At 45.0% G+C, this 17,167-nt stretch carries 17 protein-coding genes and 1 riboswitch; of the genes, 4 read left to right on the top strand and 13 right to left on the bottom strand.

Annotated features, from left to right (window positions below; all coding sequences use genetic code 11):
* Positions 1-57 precede the first annotated feature (57 nt).
* Positions 58-1,674: an MFS transporter gene (locus LSG37_RS07805; protein ID WP_233079355.1), complete on the bottom strand. Its 1,617-nt coding sequence runs from the start codon at positions 1,672-1,674 to the stop codon at positions 58-60.
* Positions 1,675-1,976: 302 nt separating this feature from the next.
* Between LSG37_RS07805 and narL the strand changes: the two genes are divergently transcribed.
* From narL to LSG37_RS07790, 3 genes are all read left to right on the top strand, one after another.
* The gene (narL, locus tag LSG37_RS07800; RefSeq protein ID WP_233079354.1) at positions 1,977-2,636 is read left to right on the top strand and encodes a two-component system response regulator NarL; all 660 of its coding nucleotides are present in this window, start codon (positions 1,977-1,979) and stop codon (positions 2,634-2,636) included.
* Positions 2,633-3,907, top strand: coding sequence for a molybdopterin molybdotransferase MoeA (gene moeA, locus LSG37_RS07795; protein WP_233079353.1), 1,275 nt, complete (start codon positions 2,633-2,635; stop codon positions 3,905-3,907). Before narL ends, moeA begins: the two co-directional genes overlap by 4 nt.
* Before the next feature lie 194 nt (positions 3,908-4,101).
* The gene (locus tag LSG37_RS07790; protein WP_233079352.1) at positions 4,102-5,769 is read left to right on the top strand and encodes a thiamine pyrophosphate-binding protein; all 1,668 of its coding nucleotides are present in this window, start codon (positions 4,102-4,104) and stop codon (positions 5,767-5,769) included.
* Between the two features lie 10 nt (positions 5,770-5,779).
* Here LSG37_RS07790 and modC read toward each other — a convergent pair whose 3' ends face one another.
* The 12 genes from modC to LSG37_RS07730 form a co-directional block, all read right to left on the bottom strand.
* Positions 5,780-6,997 (bottom strand): molybdenum ABC transporter ATP-binding protein, encoded by a 1,218-nt coding sequence (gene modC, locus LSG37_RS07785; protein WP_233079351.1) that lies wholly within the window; start codon positions 6,995-6,997, stop codon positions 5,780-5,782.
* On the bottom strand, positions 6,994-7,683 hold the full coding sequence (modB, locus tag LSG37_RS07780) for a molybdate ABC transporter permease subunit (RefSeq protein ID WP_233079350.1): 690 nt from the start codon (positions 7,681-7,683) through the stop codon (positions 6,994-6,996). Before modB ends, modC begins: the two co-directional genes overlap by 4 nt.
* A complete protein-coding gene (gene modA, locus LSG37_RS07775) occupies positions 7,680-8,465 on the bottom strand; it encodes a molybdate ABC transporter substrate-binding protein (RefSeq protein ID WP_233079349.1) in 786 nt (261 codons plus the stop codon). The genes modB and modA overlap by 4 nt, the downstream gene beginning before the upstream one ends.
* Positions 8,459-8,932 (bottom strand): molybdenum cofactor biosynthesis protein MoaE, encoded by a 474-nt coding sequence (locus LSG37_RS07770; protein WP_233079348.1) that lies wholly within the window; start codon positions 8,930-8,932, stop codon positions 8,459-8,461. Before LSG37_RS07770 ends, modA begins: the two co-directional genes overlap by 7 nt.
* 1 nt (position 8,933) lies before the next feature.
* The gene (gene moaD, locus LSG37_RS07765; protein ID WP_233079347.1) at positions 8,934-9,182 is read right to left on the bottom strand and encodes a molybdopterin converting factor subunit 1; all 249 of its coding nucleotides are present in this window, start codon (positions 9,180-9,182) and stop codon (positions 8,934-8,936) included.
* Positions 9,182-9,745 (bottom strand): cyclic pyranopterin monophosphate synthase MoaC, encoded by a 564-nt coding sequence (moaC, locus tag LSG37_RS07760; RefSeq protein WP_233079346.1) that lies wholly within the window; start codon positions 9,743-9,745, stop codon positions 9,182-9,184. The genes moaD and moaC overlap by 1 nt, the downstream gene beginning before the upstream one ends.
* Positions 9,742-10,302, bottom strand: coding sequence for a molybdenum cofactor synthesis domain-containing protein (locus LSG37_RS07755; protein ID WP_233079345.1), 561 nt, complete (start codon positions 10,300-10,302; stop codon positions 9,742-9,744). Before LSG37_RS07755 ends, moaC begins: the two co-directional genes overlap by 4 nt.
* A 42-nt stretch (positions 10,303-10,344) precedes the next feature.
* Positions 10,345-10,905: a molybdenum cofactor guanylyltransferase gene (gene mobA / locus LSG37_RS07750; protein WP_233079344.1), complete on the bottom strand. Its 561-nt coding sequence runs from the start codon at positions 10,903-10,905 to the stop codon at positions 10,345-10,347.
* Positions 10,906-10,954: 49 nt separating this feature from the next.
* Positions 10,955-11,926, bottom strand: coding sequence for a GTP 3',8-cyclase MoaA (moaA, locus tag LSG37_RS07745; RefSeq protein ID WP_233079343.1), 972 nt, complete (start codon positions 11,924-11,926; stop codon positions 10,955-10,957).
* Positions 11,918-12,077: riboswitch (molybdenum cofactor riboswitch) on the bottom strand. It overlaps the preceding gene by 9 nt.
* A 200-nt stretch (positions 12,078-12,277) precedes the next feature.
* Entirely contained in the window at positions 12,278-12,682 is a 405-nt protein-coding gene (locus LSG37_RS07740) for a putative zinc-binding protein (RefSeq protein WP_269836520.1), read from the bottom strand.
* A 126-nt stretch (positions 12,683-12,808) separates the two neighbouring features.
* Entirely contained in the window at positions 12,809-14,026 is a 1,218-nt protein-coding gene (locus tag LSG37_RS07735; protein WP_233079342.1) for an NnrS family protein, read from the bottom strand.
* Between the two features lie 28 nt (positions 14,027-14,054).
* The gene (locus tag LSG37_RS07730; protein WP_233079341.1) at positions 14,055-15,347 is read right to left on the bottom strand and encodes an MFS transporter; all 1,293 of its coding nucleotides are present in this window, start codon (positions 15,345-15,347) and stop codon (positions 14,055-14,057) included.
* Between the two features lie 306 nt (positions 15,348-15,653).
* On the opposite strand from LSG37_RS07730, the gene LSG37_RS07725 reads away from it, so the two are divergent.
* Positions 15,654-17,150, top strand: a complete 1,497-nt coding sequence (locus LSG37_RS07725; RefSeq protein WP_233079340.1) for a NarK family nitrate/nitrite MFS transporter — start codon at positions 15,654-15,656, stop codon at positions 17,148-17,150.
* Positions 17,151-17,167: the final 17 nt, after the last annotated feature.

Genomic DNA, 17,167 nt, shown 5'->3' with positions numbered 1-17,167 from the left:
AGAGAAGCCAACTGAAGGAGAAAATGGCTTCTCTGTGTATTTATTCAAAGATGTTTTCTATGGATTGTAAAACTCCCCACTTTTCCGTAAATAGAAAAACCAATTCAACACCAAGCACAGAACATAAAATGCAGCGAAACCAACCATTGCATATTCAGGCGTCGCAGCCTTGATTTGTTCTCCCAGTACCTGTGGAATATAGAAAGCGCCATAAGCCGCGACAGCGGAGGTCCAGCCTAATACTGGTCCTGCTTGCTCTTTAGGGAATACCACGGCAATGGTTCGGAACGTAGAGCCATTACCAATACCACTAGCAGCAAATAGCCCCAGAAAAATTAAGAAGAACGGCACAAAATATTGTTCAGGAGTAGCGGATTGATAAGCCAGTTGCATATAGTAGGCTGCACCCACCGCACAAATAGTCATAATGACAGAACAAACCTGGGTAACAAAAGAACCACCTACTTTATCTGCGACCCAACCACCAACAGGGCGGATCAAAGCACCAATAAATGGTGCTATCCATGCATAGGTCAGCGCACTTGGACCATTAGGATTTGGAGTTGTATGAGTCATGACTCCATCAACCATCATATGGCTATAACCAAAGATAACCTGAATAGAAAGAGGGAAGGCTGCAGAGAAACCAATAAACGAACCGAAAGTCATGACATATAAAACACTCATAACCCAGGTGTGTTTATTATTGAAAATTTTGTACTGTCGATCCAAACTGGTTCGAATTGCGCCAGGTAGTAGCTTCAGAAGCATTACTGTTGAAAAGAGAACCAAGACTATAACTATCTCTTTGGGAATACCAAAGCCTGAACCATTGGCATTTTCTGGCAACATTAACCAAAGACCAACGACAGATGTCAAAAAGCCGATACCTAGCATGGCCAAAATAATTGCAAAAGACGTCGGGGCGGCAGGAAGTTTAGGTGTAACTTCTTCGGTGTTAATGTTGTTAGTGCCAAACCATAGCAAAAATGCCAATGGCACCAGGGTTATTAGCCAGGCAAAGCCAGAATTCTGGATCCATGTCTGAGAACCTGCCGCAATAGTGCCGATGACTGTTCCGCTGGCTTTTTCAAGAACCATAGGTTCACCTGCGCCAAACATCGAAAATACACCATATGACATAAACAGAGGTACAGCAATCTGCACTGTGGTTACACCAAAGTTACCAAGACCCGCATTCAGACCCAAAGCAAGTCCTTGCTGTTTTTTGGGGTAAAAAAAGCTAATGTTTGACATCGAAGAAGCAAAGTTGCCACCTCCGATACCTGATAATAAAGCCATCAACTGAAATACCCACAAAGGCGTACTTTTGTCTTGCAATGCTAAGCCTGTGAATACGGCAGGAACAATTAATAGTGTAGTTGTCAAAAACAATGTGTAACGACCACCGCAAAGTCTGACAAAGAAACTCGACGGAATGCGCAGAGTGGCACCAGTTAAGCCCGCAATAGCTGTTAACGTGAATAACTCACTGGTTGTAAAAGGAAAACCCACATTTAACATTTGTACTGTGATAATGCTCCACAGCATCCATACCCCAAAACCACAGAGCAGACTGGGAATGGAGATCCACAGATTCCGATTTGCAATTTTACTGCCTTGCTGTTGCCAGAAAGTTTCACTTTCCGGTTCCCAACGTTTTAAATTCGACATAGTTTCACTCCGTGCTAACCCAGAAAAGGTGCTATGGAACTATGCAGACAGCTGTAAGCCACTACAATTGTTCTGAGGAGTTAGTTCTGACAGAATTGTTAGGCAGAGTAGATACCTACAAGGAGGTATGCATAGTGGTTTATAAATTTATTTTTAAATAAAACAATGGCTTACAGGTGCTGCTGTAGGTTCGTCAGATAGTGTGTAAAAGAGGGATGTGTCAAACATTCTCTGGGACATGGTATAAATCAAACTAACTACCCATACAATACTGCAGCATATGCTTGTGCGTGGAGATTTGGATGTCGGAGAATGAAATGTCAGATTGTAAAACAACTGTGATGCTTGTTGATGATCACCCATTACTTCGTAAGGGACTTCGTCAGTTATTGGGCTTTGAACCTGAGTTTGAAATTATTGCAGAAGCGGGCTCTGGTGCTGAAGCCTTGGAAATGGTCTCTGAAACGGAACCCGATTTGATTATTCTCGATTTGAATATGCAGGGGATGGATGGGCTTGAAACCTTAAAAAGACTTCGTGACGAAGGGATCACCTCAAGAATTGTTATGTTGACTGTCTCTGATAACAATGAAGATGTTATCAAGGCCATTAGTCAGGGAGCTGATGGTTACTTACTGAAAGACTCAGACCCTGATGAGTTGTTAGAGCAAATAAAAAAAGCCGCGAGCGGAAAAATGGTATTGAGTGATGCCGTGAATGCGGCGTTAGCGGCGGCCATCAGGCGGCCTGCGGAAAAGCCAGCTGCCGACATCAATAGTCTAACCAACAGGGAATATGAAATATTGAGTTTAATTGCTAAAGGGCGCAGCAATAAACTTATTGCACGTGAATTAGATATCTCAGATGGAACAGTAAAGGTGCATGTTAAGCATTTATTGAAGAAACTCAATTTACGTTCCAGAGTTGAAGCGGCTGTCTGGATGGTAAATAACCAGAGTTGAAGGAACGCCGTTTTACGAAGACAAAGGATCTTTTAATGAACGCCTCTGAGAGTAAGAATACGATGTTGACCTTTGAAGCTGCAGTGACAACATTGCTCAATGCTGTAAATTGTAAACTTTCTGCGGAAATTACTCCGTTAGATTGTTGTCTTGGCCGAATCCTCACTGAGGATATTCATTCACCCTTGCAAATACCTTCTTATCACAATTCAGCTATGGATGGTTACGCTGTTAAGTTTGCTGACCTTCACTGCCATAGGTTATTTAGAGTCGTTGGCCATAGCCTGGCTGGACACCCTTATCGTCAACCTGTTCCTGCTGGCTGTTGTGTCCGGATCATGACAGGAGCCGAATTACCGGCGGGATTAGATACTGTTGTGATGCAAGAGGACGTCCAGCTTCAGTCGGATGGCAGTATTGAGTTTAAATCAAAGGTTTCAGCAGGTGCTCATGTGCGTCTTGCTGGCAGCGAAATTGAAAAAGGCACTCTAGTCTTATCGGCAGGACAGAGGCTGGGCCCGTTGCACCTTGGTTTGGCGGCGACTTTGGGCTTTGCCAGGTTGCCTGTGTTTCGTAAGCTGAAAGTGGGAGTGTTATCAACAGGGGATGAGCTTGTAAAACCCGGAGAGAGCTTAAGCGACGGACAGCTTTATGACAGTAACAGGTTTGTTTTGGCCGCTATGTTGAAACGCTTGGATCTTGAGTTGGTTGATTATGGCTGGGTGGCAGATGATCCTGTGCAGCTTAAAACACTGTTCCAAAAGGTTGCGGCAGAAGCTGATGCTCTGATCACCAGTGGCGGTGTGTCGGTCGGTGACTCTGATTACACCAAACAAGTGTTGGCCGAATTAGGACAAGTAGACTTTTGGAAAGTAGCCATTAAACCTGGAAAACCTTTTGCGTTTGGCAAATTAAATGACTGTTGGTTTTTTGGTCTACCAGGTAATCCGGTGTCTGCAATAGTCACTTTAGATCAACTGGCACAGCCAGCTCTTCGAAAGTTAGCAGGAGAGAAGGTGATGCAAAGGCCGTTATTCGAGGCCGTTGCCTCGCATACCTTTCGCAAAAAACCAGGGCGTCTTGATTTTCAGCGCGCAGTTGTGGAGCAAGGCGATGGACGCCTGACAGTCCGGCCTGTAGGCAAAGACAGCTCGGGTATGCTGACGTCATTAATTGATGCGAATTGTTTCGCTGTTCTTGAGGCTGAACGCTCTGATGTTGCAGCTGGGGACTTGGTTGCAGTACAGTTTTTCAGTGAACTATTAAATTAGTTCAATGATCCTTAACGCTTTTTTGTCTGTAAACCTCTCAGTTGGTTAGCCGCAGTTTTTTAGCAAGAGCAGAGAGGGGTAGGTGGTAGTACCCCCTTATTGCCATCCTTGTCTGTTGCACAGCTTGATCTAAATCAATAATACCCAGCCAGCTTCGCCGCACACTTTGTGAACTAAAAATGTGAGGTGTGATTATGAAGCTGGTCGATTTATTGTTAGAGCAAATTCAACAAACTGGTGCCCAGCAAATCTTCGGCATTCCGGGTGACTTCGTCTTACCTTTATTTTTAGCGATAGAACAGTCCGGAAAAATCCCACTTTATTACCTGAGTCATGAGCCATCAGCCATCTTTGCTGCGGACGGTGCTGCAAGGATCAGTAATAAACCTTCTGTTGCTGTATTAACCTATGGAGCCGGAGCGCTCAATGCTGTAAATGCCGTGGCTCAAGCTTATATGGAACAGGTTCCGCTTATCATTATCGCGGGTTTTCCATCTAAACAAGAACTAAATAGGGAATTAGTTATTCACCATCAAGCACGGCATGTAGATTCCCAGCGGGATATTTATAGGGAGATTACTTGTGCACAAGTAAGGTTAGATGACGTGAATACGGCGGCTGCAGAGCTTTCTCATGCCATTCACTGTTGCCTAAAGGAATCTCGTCCAATATTGATTGAAATGCCTCGGGATGCTTCAAATTGGGTACTCCCGGCCATAGATGTTGAACGGTCGGATTCAAAGCTATGCAGCGCCTTAATTCATTCAGATCTTCAGCATAAACAACTGTTGTCAGTTGCGGCAGAGGAAATTAAAAGACGGTTAGTTCAAGCTAAAAATCCGGTGTTATTGTGTGGTATTGGAGTTCGCCGTTTTGGGATTGGCGCTTTAGTTGAGCAACTTTCCTCCCAATTGAATATTCCTATGATGACCACTTTGCTGGGGCGAGCTTGTGTTGACCAGTTACATCCTTTGTATGCGGGGGTTTTTATCGACAGCAAGGATCAGTCTCAGTATGAACTGATCCGAGACGCCGATTTAATCATTCAGTTAGGAGTTATTCAAAGCGACAGTAATTTTGCTGCTCATCAGGCATTGTTTCCGATAGAAAAATCGATACTTGTCCAGCAGGGAGAACTCAGAATGGCAGGCTTTGCCTTCCATGATTTGGCTATTCGGGATTTATTGTCGATTTTGCTTTCAACAGATTTACCATCTTTTCCTATTCAGGCTGCAAAACAAAACAGATTAAAAAGCAGAAGAACTCGTTCTGCGAATAGCTTTAATTCGGTCAACGCAGTTGCTGTAGTGGATGAGATACTAAGCCAGCATTCTTCCACTGTTCCGGTGGTCAGTGATATTGGTGATTGTCTTTTCGCGTCTTTGCATCTGAGGTCATCTACCTTGTTAGCCCCATCATTTTATGCGTCTATGGGATATGCGGTGCCTGCTGCGCTGGGTGTCCAGGCTGCAACAGGTCTTCGTCCTTTAGTGTTAGTCGGCGACGGTGCCTTCCAAATGACGGGACTGGAGCTTGGACATTGCACCAGATATGGTTTTGCTCCTATTGTCTTGTTGTTCAACAATAGTAGCTGGCAAATGATCAAAGCTTTTTCACCCGATTTAAGTTCTACTTGTCTCCAGGGCTGGGATTACTCAGTCATTGCCAAAGGCATGGGCGGTGAGAGTCATAAAGTCAGAAATTTTGATGAATTAGAGCAAGCGATGATGATGGCGATACAAGAACCAACAAAATTTACATTAATCGAGCTGATACTGCCGGTGGATAGCCGCAGCGAGCGTTTGCAGGCATTTGCAAATGGTTTTCTAGCTGCGCAGAAAAAAGCCTTACCGGCAATCTAGCAGATGATAATCAACTGATAGCTGCAGCCTTTATATTTGCATAAAGTCTGCAGTCTTTTTTAATGCCTAATTGGTCGAAAGAGTATTGGCTTATCTGAGCGCTCAGTTGTTGGCCATCACTGAGTGACATATATAAAAGTAATTCGGCTTGATGTGACGTCGCCTGCCAGTGCTTTACCTGAACAGGCAACTGCACCTGTATCGAACTCTGTTCTAAAGGTCGCAGGCTGACACTGACGTCTTTTGCCCGGATCCTTAATCTACATGTGTTAGGCAAGGCCGTACTTTGTGACAGCGGCGCTGGCAATAAGATTTGCTGAGCACTCAGGATAAAGGGGCTGACGGATGAAGATAATAATTCATCCTTGGGTAATTGTCTGGCATATAACAAACTCATCGCTTCTGATTGCAATCCAGGCTCGCTGTGCAGTAATTTTGCTAGCGCTCCCTGAGCCTTTAGCTGTCCCTGCTCGATCAAAACCAGATAGTCGGCCAGTTGTACCACATCCTCTAATTGGTGGCTGATAAACAAAACTGGAATATTGATATCGATAAGTACCTTCCGTAAATAGGGCACAATCTCTTGTCTTCCTATCCGATCCAGAGCGCTCAATGGTTCATCGAGCAGCAATAACTGGGGTTGTGCCAGTAGTGCTCGGCCAAGAGCAACTCTCTGTTTCTGACCGCCGGACAACTGCTGCACAGATCTGTGAAGCAGAGGGGTTAAATCAAGCTGCTGATAGATATCCTCTGGATGCAATTGACGTAAGTCTGGACTGGTCCGCTGGTAACCAAATAGCAGATTTTGTTCAACAGTGAGATGAGGTAGCAGTGAATCATTTTGACTCACTAAGCCAATTCGCCTTTGCTCTGCCGGACATTTGTACGTGTCTGAAAGCCAGACTTGCTCGCCAAAACAGATATCTCCGGTGACCTTGGGTTCAAGACCGGCTAGTGCTCTTAGTAAGCTTGTTTTGCCGGATCCTGAGCGCCCAAAAATGGCGGTAATACCTGTTAAAGCAATGTGCGTGTTTATCTGTAACTTGAAACCCTGGCGTTGAAGCGAAATATCGATCAATAACGATGACGCTTCTGGTTTCTTTAAACAGGGCGTTTCTTTTACGTCAGTGGAGTGGACGATTGAATGCATCAGCTGCCTGAGGTAAGCGGCAGCTTTGCCTAACCTGCCACCAGACACTGGAGGGATAAAGTCGTGTCTGTAGTTCATCTGCGACTATCCTGCTGCCAGCGATTTAGAATGAATAGTAGTACAACGGATAACACTAACAGGAAAAAAGACAGCTGATGGGCTGCGTCGTAATTCATGGCTTCAGTGTGATCGTAAATAAGCACGGAAAGTACTTTAGTTTCGCCAGCTATACTACCGCCAATCATCATGATCATGCCAAACTCACCTAAGGTATGGGCAAAACTCAAGCTGGCTGCCGCTATTAAGCCTGGTTTTGCCAGAGGCAGCAGCACATTGTAAAACCTATCGAACTTTTTAGCGCCCAGTAATGCGGCTGTCTCCAGAGGTTGATAGCCAATGCTACGAAAACATTGCTTCAGAGGTTGTACTGCAAATGGTAGAGAATAAATCACGGACCCCAGTACAAGCCCCTCAAAACTGAACAACAAGGGCGGTAGTCCAGCTGCAGTAAGCCAATGACCAATGCCATGATTTGGACTGAGTAGCAGCAAAAGATAAAAACCAAGCACAGTTGGAGGCAACACCAGAGGAAGAGTGACCAAAGCCTCAACGAAACTATGACGTTTCTGTTGACCAAATGCCAGCCACCAGGCCAAAGGAATAGCGATGCATAGCAATATCAGGGTGGTGAGGCTGCACAATTTGAGCGTCAACCAAATAGCCTGCCAGTCTTCGGTGCTAAGGTCTAGAAACGTAAGGTTCATGGGGCAGTGAATCCATAACTCAGCAGTAGTTTTTGTGCTTTGTCTGAGCGCATAAAGTCACTGAACTGGTGAGCTCTGGAGGTTATTTCTGCAGAACTTTGCGCTCTTTTTACCGTGACAAAAGTCGTTTCTAAAGGCCTGTGCAAATTCTGGTTTATGATTGGGTATGGTTGAGTATGCTCTGGTTTGGTCACCAATGCCATACCAACCAGTGCTGCATCAGCTGCCCCGCTTTGTACCAGTTGAAAAGTCTTGGCGACATTCTCTCCATATACAATTTTTTTTTCCAGTTTGTTCCAAAGCCCGCTATTTTCTAAAGCTTGTTTAGCTCTGTCGCCATAGGGGGCGTGTTGTGGTTCAGCAATGGCTATATGGCGAAAGTGCGGAGCCTCAAGGTCTTCTAATTGGATTGCAGGTTTAAGTGTAGCTCTTGTGACTAAAACTAAATGGCCAATACCGATAGCGACTGGTGCGTGCTGGGCAAAACCTTTTTGCCATAACTGTTCTGCGAAATGCATATCTGCAGAGAAATAGAGATCATAAGGAGCTCCGTGCTGTATTTGTTGGCTCAGTTTTCCTGACGACCCAAATACGATCTGAACAGGTATTCCCGGCTCAGTTTGTTGAAATTCGTGGCTAATAGCGTTCAGTGCGTCACGTAAATCTGATGCTGCCGCAACTCTGAGTACAAGCTGTTGTTCGGCATGGATGCTGAAACTCACAAGACAAAGCAAGCTACAAAAAAAATTTAACAAGGACTGTGCTGGCCAGAGTTTCAACATTTCGACCACCTGTTGTATTGCTGTTGATCGCTGGTTTTCGCCTCTACCCACAGCGTTCCTGACGTATCATGCTGCTTTTTCCAGATAGGGACTTGGGTTTTTAAATAATCCATGATGAATTCTGCACCTGCAAAGGCATCGGAACGATGTCCTGCAGCGACGCCAACCACTACAATTTGCTGCTCTGGCGTCAGATAACCGACACGATGAACTATCTGCACTGCTTTCAAAGAAAAGCGTTGAACGGCCTCTTCAGCAATAGAGTACAGGCAGTGCTCAGTCATTCCCGGATAATGTTCTAATTCCAGCGCCTTCAACTCAAGTTCAGGGTGATCACGTACCAGACCGACAAAGGTGACTATTGCGCCGCAATAGGGGATTGCGGCCAACTGCTTGTAAATCAGTTCCTGAGAGAAATCCTCAGTCTGAACTTTTACTGTGATAGCTGCTGATTGTTTCTCAGTCATTTTATCCTCCTGTTACAGGGGGGAAAAAAGCAACCTCATCACCACTTTGAATCATCTGATCCTTCTTTGTAAGTTTTTGGTTTACCGCACAAAGCAAATTTGCGCTGGTGAATGACTCGGTAAAAGCTGGTGAATGAAAACAAAGTTTATGCTGCAGCTCTTCAACACTGCAGCTTGTTGTCAATGGAAGGTTCAGGCTGTCCTGTTGCAATCTTTCGCGCAGGGCTCCAAAAAATAGGATCTTGATCATCAGAGGTTTCCTTGTTTCTTGTCGGCTACAGTATGGTCTGGATTGGCTGCTCTGTGCTGTAAATAGTCTTCACGTGTCCAGACTCCAGATTTACCACCCGTTTTCTCTTCAAGTTTTATGTCCGTTATGACGATAGCAGGGTCTGCCGCCTTACACATATCATGGATAGTCAGTGCGCTAACGGCTGCTGCAGTCAGAGCTTCCATTTCTACCCCTGTATTTCCATTGACCTCGCAAGAGGTAATTATTTTTACCTGTCCTGATTTTTGATCCACACTGAACTCCACCTGGACTTGGCTGAGCAGCAGGCTATGGCAGAGTGGGATCAGATCACTGGTTTTTTTGGCCGCCATGATCCCTGCAATACGGGCACAAGCAAAGGCGTCCCCTTTTTTCAGTGATGCAGATAACAGCAAGCCCACCACTTCAGGCGTGGTCATCACAACAGCTGATGCTACTGCTCTTCGGGAGCTGATTGCTTTATGCCCAACATTCACCATTTGGGCACTGCCATCTTTGGTTAAATGTGTGAGGGCTGCAGTTACACTTGGGTCATTGTTCATAAAATACCTTCTTCGTTCCCCGAATCTTTACTACAAGCAGAGGTGATATCACAAAGTTGCCCAACAAAATTGCATGGGCCCTGACGCGCGTCCAGTTGCGGTAGTATGAGCGCTACCATAGCGAGAGAACATGCCGGGGGCGAGCCGGGTATGGCAAAAAGCAAAGTCTGATTGGCAAGGCCGGATAGGGCCCGTGACTGCATGCTTGAGCTACCAATTTGTTGGTAGGACAGGTAACGGAACAGCTCGCCAAATCCTTCTACTTTTTTATCCAGCAAGGGCAGCAGTGCTTCTTCAGTACAATTATCCGGAGCAAAACCTGTGCCTCCGTTGAGGATAATCACCTGACAAGCGGGATCCGCAATAAATTGAGAAACGATCGCTCTGATTTTATATAAATTCGACTGGACTATTTCGTGACAAGTCACGCTGTGTCCTGCGTCGACCAGTAATTGATGGATTAAATGCCCACTCTCATCAGTGTCTGAGGTATGGCGATTTGAAATAGTCAAAACAGCGATATTGACTGATTTAAAGGGCTTCGTTTTTTTTGCCATGTTGCATGCTCTCTCAGAAAATTCGGACTAATTTTTCACCCATCATGGCTGATGGTGCTGAAGGTTTTTTGCATGATCCCCACAGAGCTCTATCACATGCTGCCACTGATCCGGTGTATTGGTATTGGCCAGTGCTTGCTGGTCCGGGCACTTTATTTCCACAACACCGAAGCGCTGCAAAAAACGCTGAACCGATCTGTCCGGCGTTTTTTGTTGCAGTTGATTTGATAACCAGTGTTTTACTTCACTGGTATTAGGTATGACTGCGGGTAATGGGGAGTCTGCAAAGCAGCTACAAGGATGTTGTAGAAGCAACTTCAGTAAATCTGCAGTAAGTAAAGGGGTATCTACTGGCAACACCAGGCAATGATCTGCGTTGACATGTAATAAGGCGGATTGAATACCAGCCAAAGGCCCTGTATCAGGGAACAAATCATTGATAAAGCCGGGTTCATTCCTGCTTATAAGTATTTGACTGATGCCAGCAGCTTTGACCAGAGATACTGCACGATGCAGCAATGTCTTGCCTTGTAGCTTTAACAGCGCCTTGTCTTGCCCCATTCTTGAGGAGCGACCACCAGCCAAAATTATTGCACTTTGCATTACCGCTACACCCGCTTTCTATCGCATACCAAGATGACTGTTGTTTGTATCAGCCGCCAATCATTGCCAAATGGCGTGTTGCCCCGGTTTTTTGCTCTGAGAGTTGATGACTGCTGCTTTTAAATTGCAAACTTTGTTGCAAAAACTGCTGAACTTTAAGCGGTTGATCCTGTTGTAACAGGTGTCGAAGACTACGATGTTGCTCGGTGAATAAACACAGATACAGCTCTCCCAAACTGGAGACTCTGAGTCTGTTGCAATCCGCACAAAAGTCTTTGCTGTACGGCATAATCAAGCCAATACCACCTTGGTGGGATGAATGATAAAACTCTTGCGCAGGTCCGGCATCTTTGTCTTTCACCGCTTGTAACCAGCCAGCAGCCAATAATTGCTGTTTGATTTGATCACCCGAGAGGTGCTGACGCGCAAAGAAAGCATTGTTATCACCGGTTTGCATCAGTTCAATGAATCTCAGTGTGACTGCGCGGTGTTTCACAAAGTCCATAAAGTCCGGCAGTGCACCTGAATTGTGTTGCCTGAGTAACACTGTATTGAGCTTTAGTTTTTTAATACCAAGTTCAGTAGCCAGTTCAATACCTTCGAGGATTTCAGCCAGCTTGTCCTGTCCCGTGATGAGTTCAAAAGTCGCAGGGTCAAGACTATCCACACTGACGTTCAAAGCATCTAAACCTGCATCAAGCCAGCTACTTATATCTCGTTTTAGTCTGTAGCCATTTGTGGTCATTGCAACGGTTTCTATGCCGGGGACTTCTTTGCAAATGGAGATAATTTCGCATAGATCGCGCCTAAGGCTCGGCTCTCCGCCTGTTAATCTGATTTTCCGGGTACCCGCCATAGCGAAAGCCGTAACCAGTCGTTTTATTTCTGGCAATGTGAGTTCGTTACTACGTGTATGGCATTCATTTCCATTTGGTAGACAGTAGCTACAACGGAAATTACAACTTTCCGTCAACGATAGTCTGAGGTAGCTGAATCTTCGGCTAAATTGATCTTGAAGCATTATTTCACACCTTTCCAAGTGGGGAGGTCTGAATGTTTCCAATCAGGCCCGGTGGCACTATTACCACGGCAGATGAAGACGGATTGCTGTTTGCTATCACGTATCCGGTGTTCCGGACTTAGCCCGCATCGCTCGGCGTTAGATGAATGTTAGAGTGCCAAGCTATTTATTGATATGACCTTCAAGTGGCGGGTGGGATACCTATTTGGGGGTAGTTCCTTAAATGCGTCGTATCTTAAGTGACTCAAATCCATAGATGTATTTTTCTATCCATACTGAAAGAGTGATAACGTCCTCAGGTAAATACCTGAGGACTGCCCGAACTTATAGGCTCTTATTCGAGTGACGCCATTAATGTATGGTCTGAACTCGAATCAATTCTGTATAAGCAGCTGGTGGTAGTATGTCCTGTTGAATATGTTGTAGCAGTTTATAAGCCTGCTGAATTTCGTTTTGACCTTTTTCCAAAGCTTCTGTTTCGAAGCTGGTCAGCTCTAAATGCCATGTTGGGACGACTTGATGGCAAGCAAGTGTACGTTTTACGCAATTGAGCGGACAGCCGTCAATGGCCAAAATATCCCTCCCTGACTTAGCTATTCGCACCAATTGCTTTACTTGTCCCCCAACACCTGCGATGCAGGACATCTCCGCAATTCCTTCACGATCAAGCACTACTGCAAGGTCGTTGGCTAATTGAGCAACTTTGGAACAGCCGGAACAAGCGTACACTATAGGTTTATCTGATTTCGTTGCCATATTTATCTCCTGCACAGTTACTATGCAGTCTAGGCTGTTGAGCCTCATGGAGATTGATATAAATCAACTCTATTGTTCAGCTACTACTTCATAGGTAGCTTGTTCTCTTTGGTTTATCTGCTTGGGTTAACCTGGTCTGCCGTCTGCTCTGTCAGTTGTGAGTATTCTGCTATAGCAAAAACAAAAAAGACTGTAAGCTAAAACCCAAAATATGACAGAGAGCGCAAGAATTGTCTGAGTCAGCTCTGGGAAAATGATGACCAGTAAGCTTCTGCTAATCCCTGCGCTTAGAATCAGTACAAATGCTGGCACCATAAGTGGAGCAACCTGAAGAGGTCTGCCTGTGTGTCCTAAAGATACTCTGGCCATCATTGCCAGAATCATCGATCCCATGGCGCCAGCGGTCAATGTATGCATTGCTGTACTCTTCAATATCAAAGTTCCATTCAAACCAACGCCACTATAATGCATAGCAAAGAAAGCCAGTCCGAAAGGAATGAACCAGTACGCCAGATGCAAAGACCAGAGCAGTGGTACTTTAAAGGTGATCCAAAGTTTCCAGCGAGCACAGCGAATAGCTAAGAGGGCAGCTGCGACACCATAAAGCAGGCCAATCAGTTGGTGCGGTACATAATTCTCCAGCTTGAGAAACTGTTGAATGAAAATAAGCCATAGGGATCCAAGCGCAAGTCGGTCCAGCCACACAATAGGCTCAACCTTTTTGGTCTGGGTACCATTTGCGGTAAACATCGGTAGAACTCTGCCGCCGAGGATGCTCATTAATAAAGTAATTAATAGGACAGCGTTGTAGAGCCCATGTTGCTGTAATGTATAGTCGTGCAGATATAAACCTAGCCAACTAATAGCATTGCAAACAGTCAGAAGCAGTAATACGGGTATGAAAAACAAATTCCGCCATTGTTTTGCGGCCAGAATTGGAATGGCTAGCAGAACTGCAGCTGAAGGTAAAAAAAGTATATCAATGAAGGCAACTAGCCATAAAGGAAAGGCTGCTCCCCATAACACTAGCGCTCTCGACGCAACCCATATGGTTAAAAGGAAAAATAGCTGCTTACCGTGTGGAGCTCTTAGCCCCGTCCAGTTTTGCATAGCCGTAAGTAAAAAACCGATCACAATCGCGCAGGAAAAGCCAAAAATCATCTCATGGCTATGCCAGAATAGAATATTTCCAGCGGGTTCAATGTGGATTTTTCCGAACAGCGCAAGACCCCATACTAATATTGCCAGAGCACTAAATGCTGCACCAAACAAGAAAAGTGGGCGAAAAGCCAGTCTAAGTAACGGATGCATTTTAAGCTCAGTTTCCAGGTCAGTGATTTGCATATCTGTTTCCAGTAGTTAAGTTGACGACTTAAGCGTCATCATCCAATAAAAAATTATGAGCCCGGGCTAAAGATAGTTCCCGTTGATAAAGTTGTTGTTGGTTAGCGAAAAACATAAGGATCATACAAAGTGCCAAGACGCCATAAAGCACCATAAAGCAAGCAGTGTGAATCCCCAGTAAGTCTTGTGACAAACCGAATATCAGCGGTAAAGTACAGCCACCAAGAGCTCCTATCGCCGCAACCATGCCTCCTGCGGCACCTAACTGTTCCGGGTAATAATCATAAAGCGTTCTGAATACACTGGCTCTACCAAGCCCTTGAGCAATCCCAATAACAAAAATCAGAACAGTAAATAGCCAGATGTTGATATTAATTTCCAGAACTACTTCTTTTTCTATGCCATGAATGACCAGGCTGGTGGGTGGATAGCTCAAAATAAACAGACAAATCAGGCAAATCCAGAACACACTCCAGTTCACTGCTCTGCCGCCATATTGATCTGCCAACCAACCTCCAAGTGCTCTTGCCATACTGGAAGTAACGACAAAGAAGAGTGTGAACGTCATCGCATCTGATGCACTTAGCTGATAGGCCTGCATGTAGTAATGCGGTAACCACAACAGAAGGGCAAGAAAGCTGCCAAATACAAAATAGTAGTAGAGCGAAAAACGCCACAGTCTTATATCTTTAAGCAACTGAAGGCTTGACATCAAGCAGTGTTCCGATGCTTCTTCGACCGTTGTTACCACTGATGTTTTATTTTGTGTCATTGCAGGAGAATATAAATAAAAAAACAGTAGAACGAATGTTGTCAGTATTGCATAAACAGCGCCGATGCTGACTGGAAGTTCCCATTTTGTAAGTTGTGGCACTAGAAATAAGCTTAGCGCTGCGCCAGCATTACCAGTACCAAACAACCCCATTACAGTGCCCTGTTGAGATGGAGGGTAAAATGCGGAAACATACTGAATGCCGAGGGTAAAGGAGGCACCTGACAACCCTAGCCACAACCCAAGAGTCAGCAAACTGAGCAGACTTTGGGCATAAGGCAATAGCAGTAATGCTGGTATTAACAGCACCATAAGCCACATCCACATTGCGCGTGGATCAGTTGTTTGTGTCAGCAAGCCGGCCGGAAATCGTAGTAAAGCCCCTGTCAATATTGGGGCCGAAACCAATAGCCCGTATTGAGTTGCGCTAAATTCTAAATCTGCGGCAAGTTCAAGCCCTACTGCAGCATACAAACTCCAGATTGCAAAGCACCAGGCAAAAGCTAGTATCGAGCTAATAAGAGCCCTTTGGGCTTGTGGATGAGACATCAGATAGCCTCTGTTCTAACGTTAGTCGAGATAATAAACCTGTTCGAAGCATTAAGGGGGTTTCAGGGGGAGTATCTCTTTCGTTTTTGTTTTAACTGCATGACGAGCTGCATTACCTCCTAGGTGGTAGAGGGGGTTGCTGTGGGGCGGTTTGGGTGTAATTGGCTAACTACCTATATGTGGATATTTGAATTAAAAACATAAGTTTATGGATTTTTTTGATTGATCAAAGTCAATGTTTTTAGTCTGCAGACTCTCTATTCTTCAGCTTGTTTAAAGGTAATTGGTTCCCCAATGGAGGTTTATATGTCCAAGCTGTCCTCTTCCGCTGCTGATGTCGGAAAGGTCAATTTGCTGAACTTTGGCGATGCAAAAATTAAAACACTGCATTTGACCTGGTTTGCATTTTTTCTGACTTTTGTCATGTGGTTTAACCATGCGCCTCTGCTAACTGAAATCAAGCTGGCGCTTAGCTTAACTGACGCACAGGTAAAAGCCTTACTCATTTTAAATGTTGCGTTGACTATACCTGCCAGGATAGTAGTTGGGATCCTTGTTGATAAGTTCGGTCCGCGGATCATGTACAGTCTATTGTTACTGATTTCCTCCTTTTTTTGTATTGGATTTGCGCTCGCTGAAAGTTTCGAAACTCTTGCATTATTCAGATTTTTGCTGGGCTTTGTTGGCGCTGGTTTTGTTGTGGGGATCAGGTTAGTGGGGGAATGGTTTCCAAGTCATCAGGTGGGCACCGCAGAAGGTATCTATGGTGGTTGGGGGAACTTTGGCTCAGCAGCAGCTGCTATGACGCTCCCCAGTATTGCGTTGATATTTGGGGGGGCCGATGGTTGGCGATATGCGTTGATCAGTGTTGGTGTCCTCAGCGCTGTCTATTCCTTTATCTTTTATCATCAGGCGCGCAATACACCTAAAGGCTCGGTGTATTTTAAACCTAAAAAAAGTGGTGCAATGGAAGTCACAAGTTGGACCGATTTGTGGTTGCTGATTGTGTTAAACATCCCGATGCATTTGGCTCTTGCTATGTTGGCCTGGAAAATGTCTCCTGCTGGAGTCAACCTGTTTTCTGAACAATACATGTATCTGATTTGGGCCAGCTTAGTCATTCTGTATATTGTCCAAACTCATCAGGTGTGGCGGGTTAACGTTGAACATTTACGAAAAGGTGTACCACAACACGAAAAGTACTCCTTTAAACAAGTCGCAATTTTAGACCTGGCGTACTTCACAACCTTTGGTTCTGAGTTAGCTGTAGTCTCCATGTTACCCTTGTACTTTCTGGAAACCTTTGATGGTTTGAGTCCTGTCAGTGCAGGCTTACTTGCGTCCAGTTTTGCGTTTATGAACCTGGTATCCAGACCTATGGGAGGGTGGTTTTCGGATAAATTTGGCCGACGTAAGAGCATGGTGTTATTGATAGCTGGTTTATCTGCAGGTTATTTCATGATGGGCTTGATGGACAGTCATTGGTGGTTGCCACTTGCGGTGTTCGTTAGCATGGCCTGTTCGTTTTTTGTTCAAGGTGGTGAGGGGGCTGTTTTTGCCATAGTGCCGCTGATCAAAAGAAGAATGACAGGTCAAATAGCTGGAATGGCTGGTGCTTACGGTAATGTGGGAGCAGTTGTGTATCTGACAGTACTTAGTTATGTTGACTACAGTACGTTCTTTTATGTGATTGGTGCATCTGCGTTGGTTGGATTAGTGGCCGTGATGTTTCTTGATGATCCAAAGGGACACATGACTGAGGTAGACGAAGAAGGCAATGTGCATCATATACATGTCAGCTAATCTAAGTTACTTAGCTT

The organism is Rheinheimera soli (assembly GCF_021290985.1).
GTDB lineage: Bacteria > Pseudomonadota > Gammaproteobacteria > Enterobacterales > Alteromonadaceae > Pararheinheimera > Pararheinheimera soli.
Note: the sequence above shows the minus strand (reverse complement) of the source record. Positions and strands in the feature narration are given on the sequence as shown.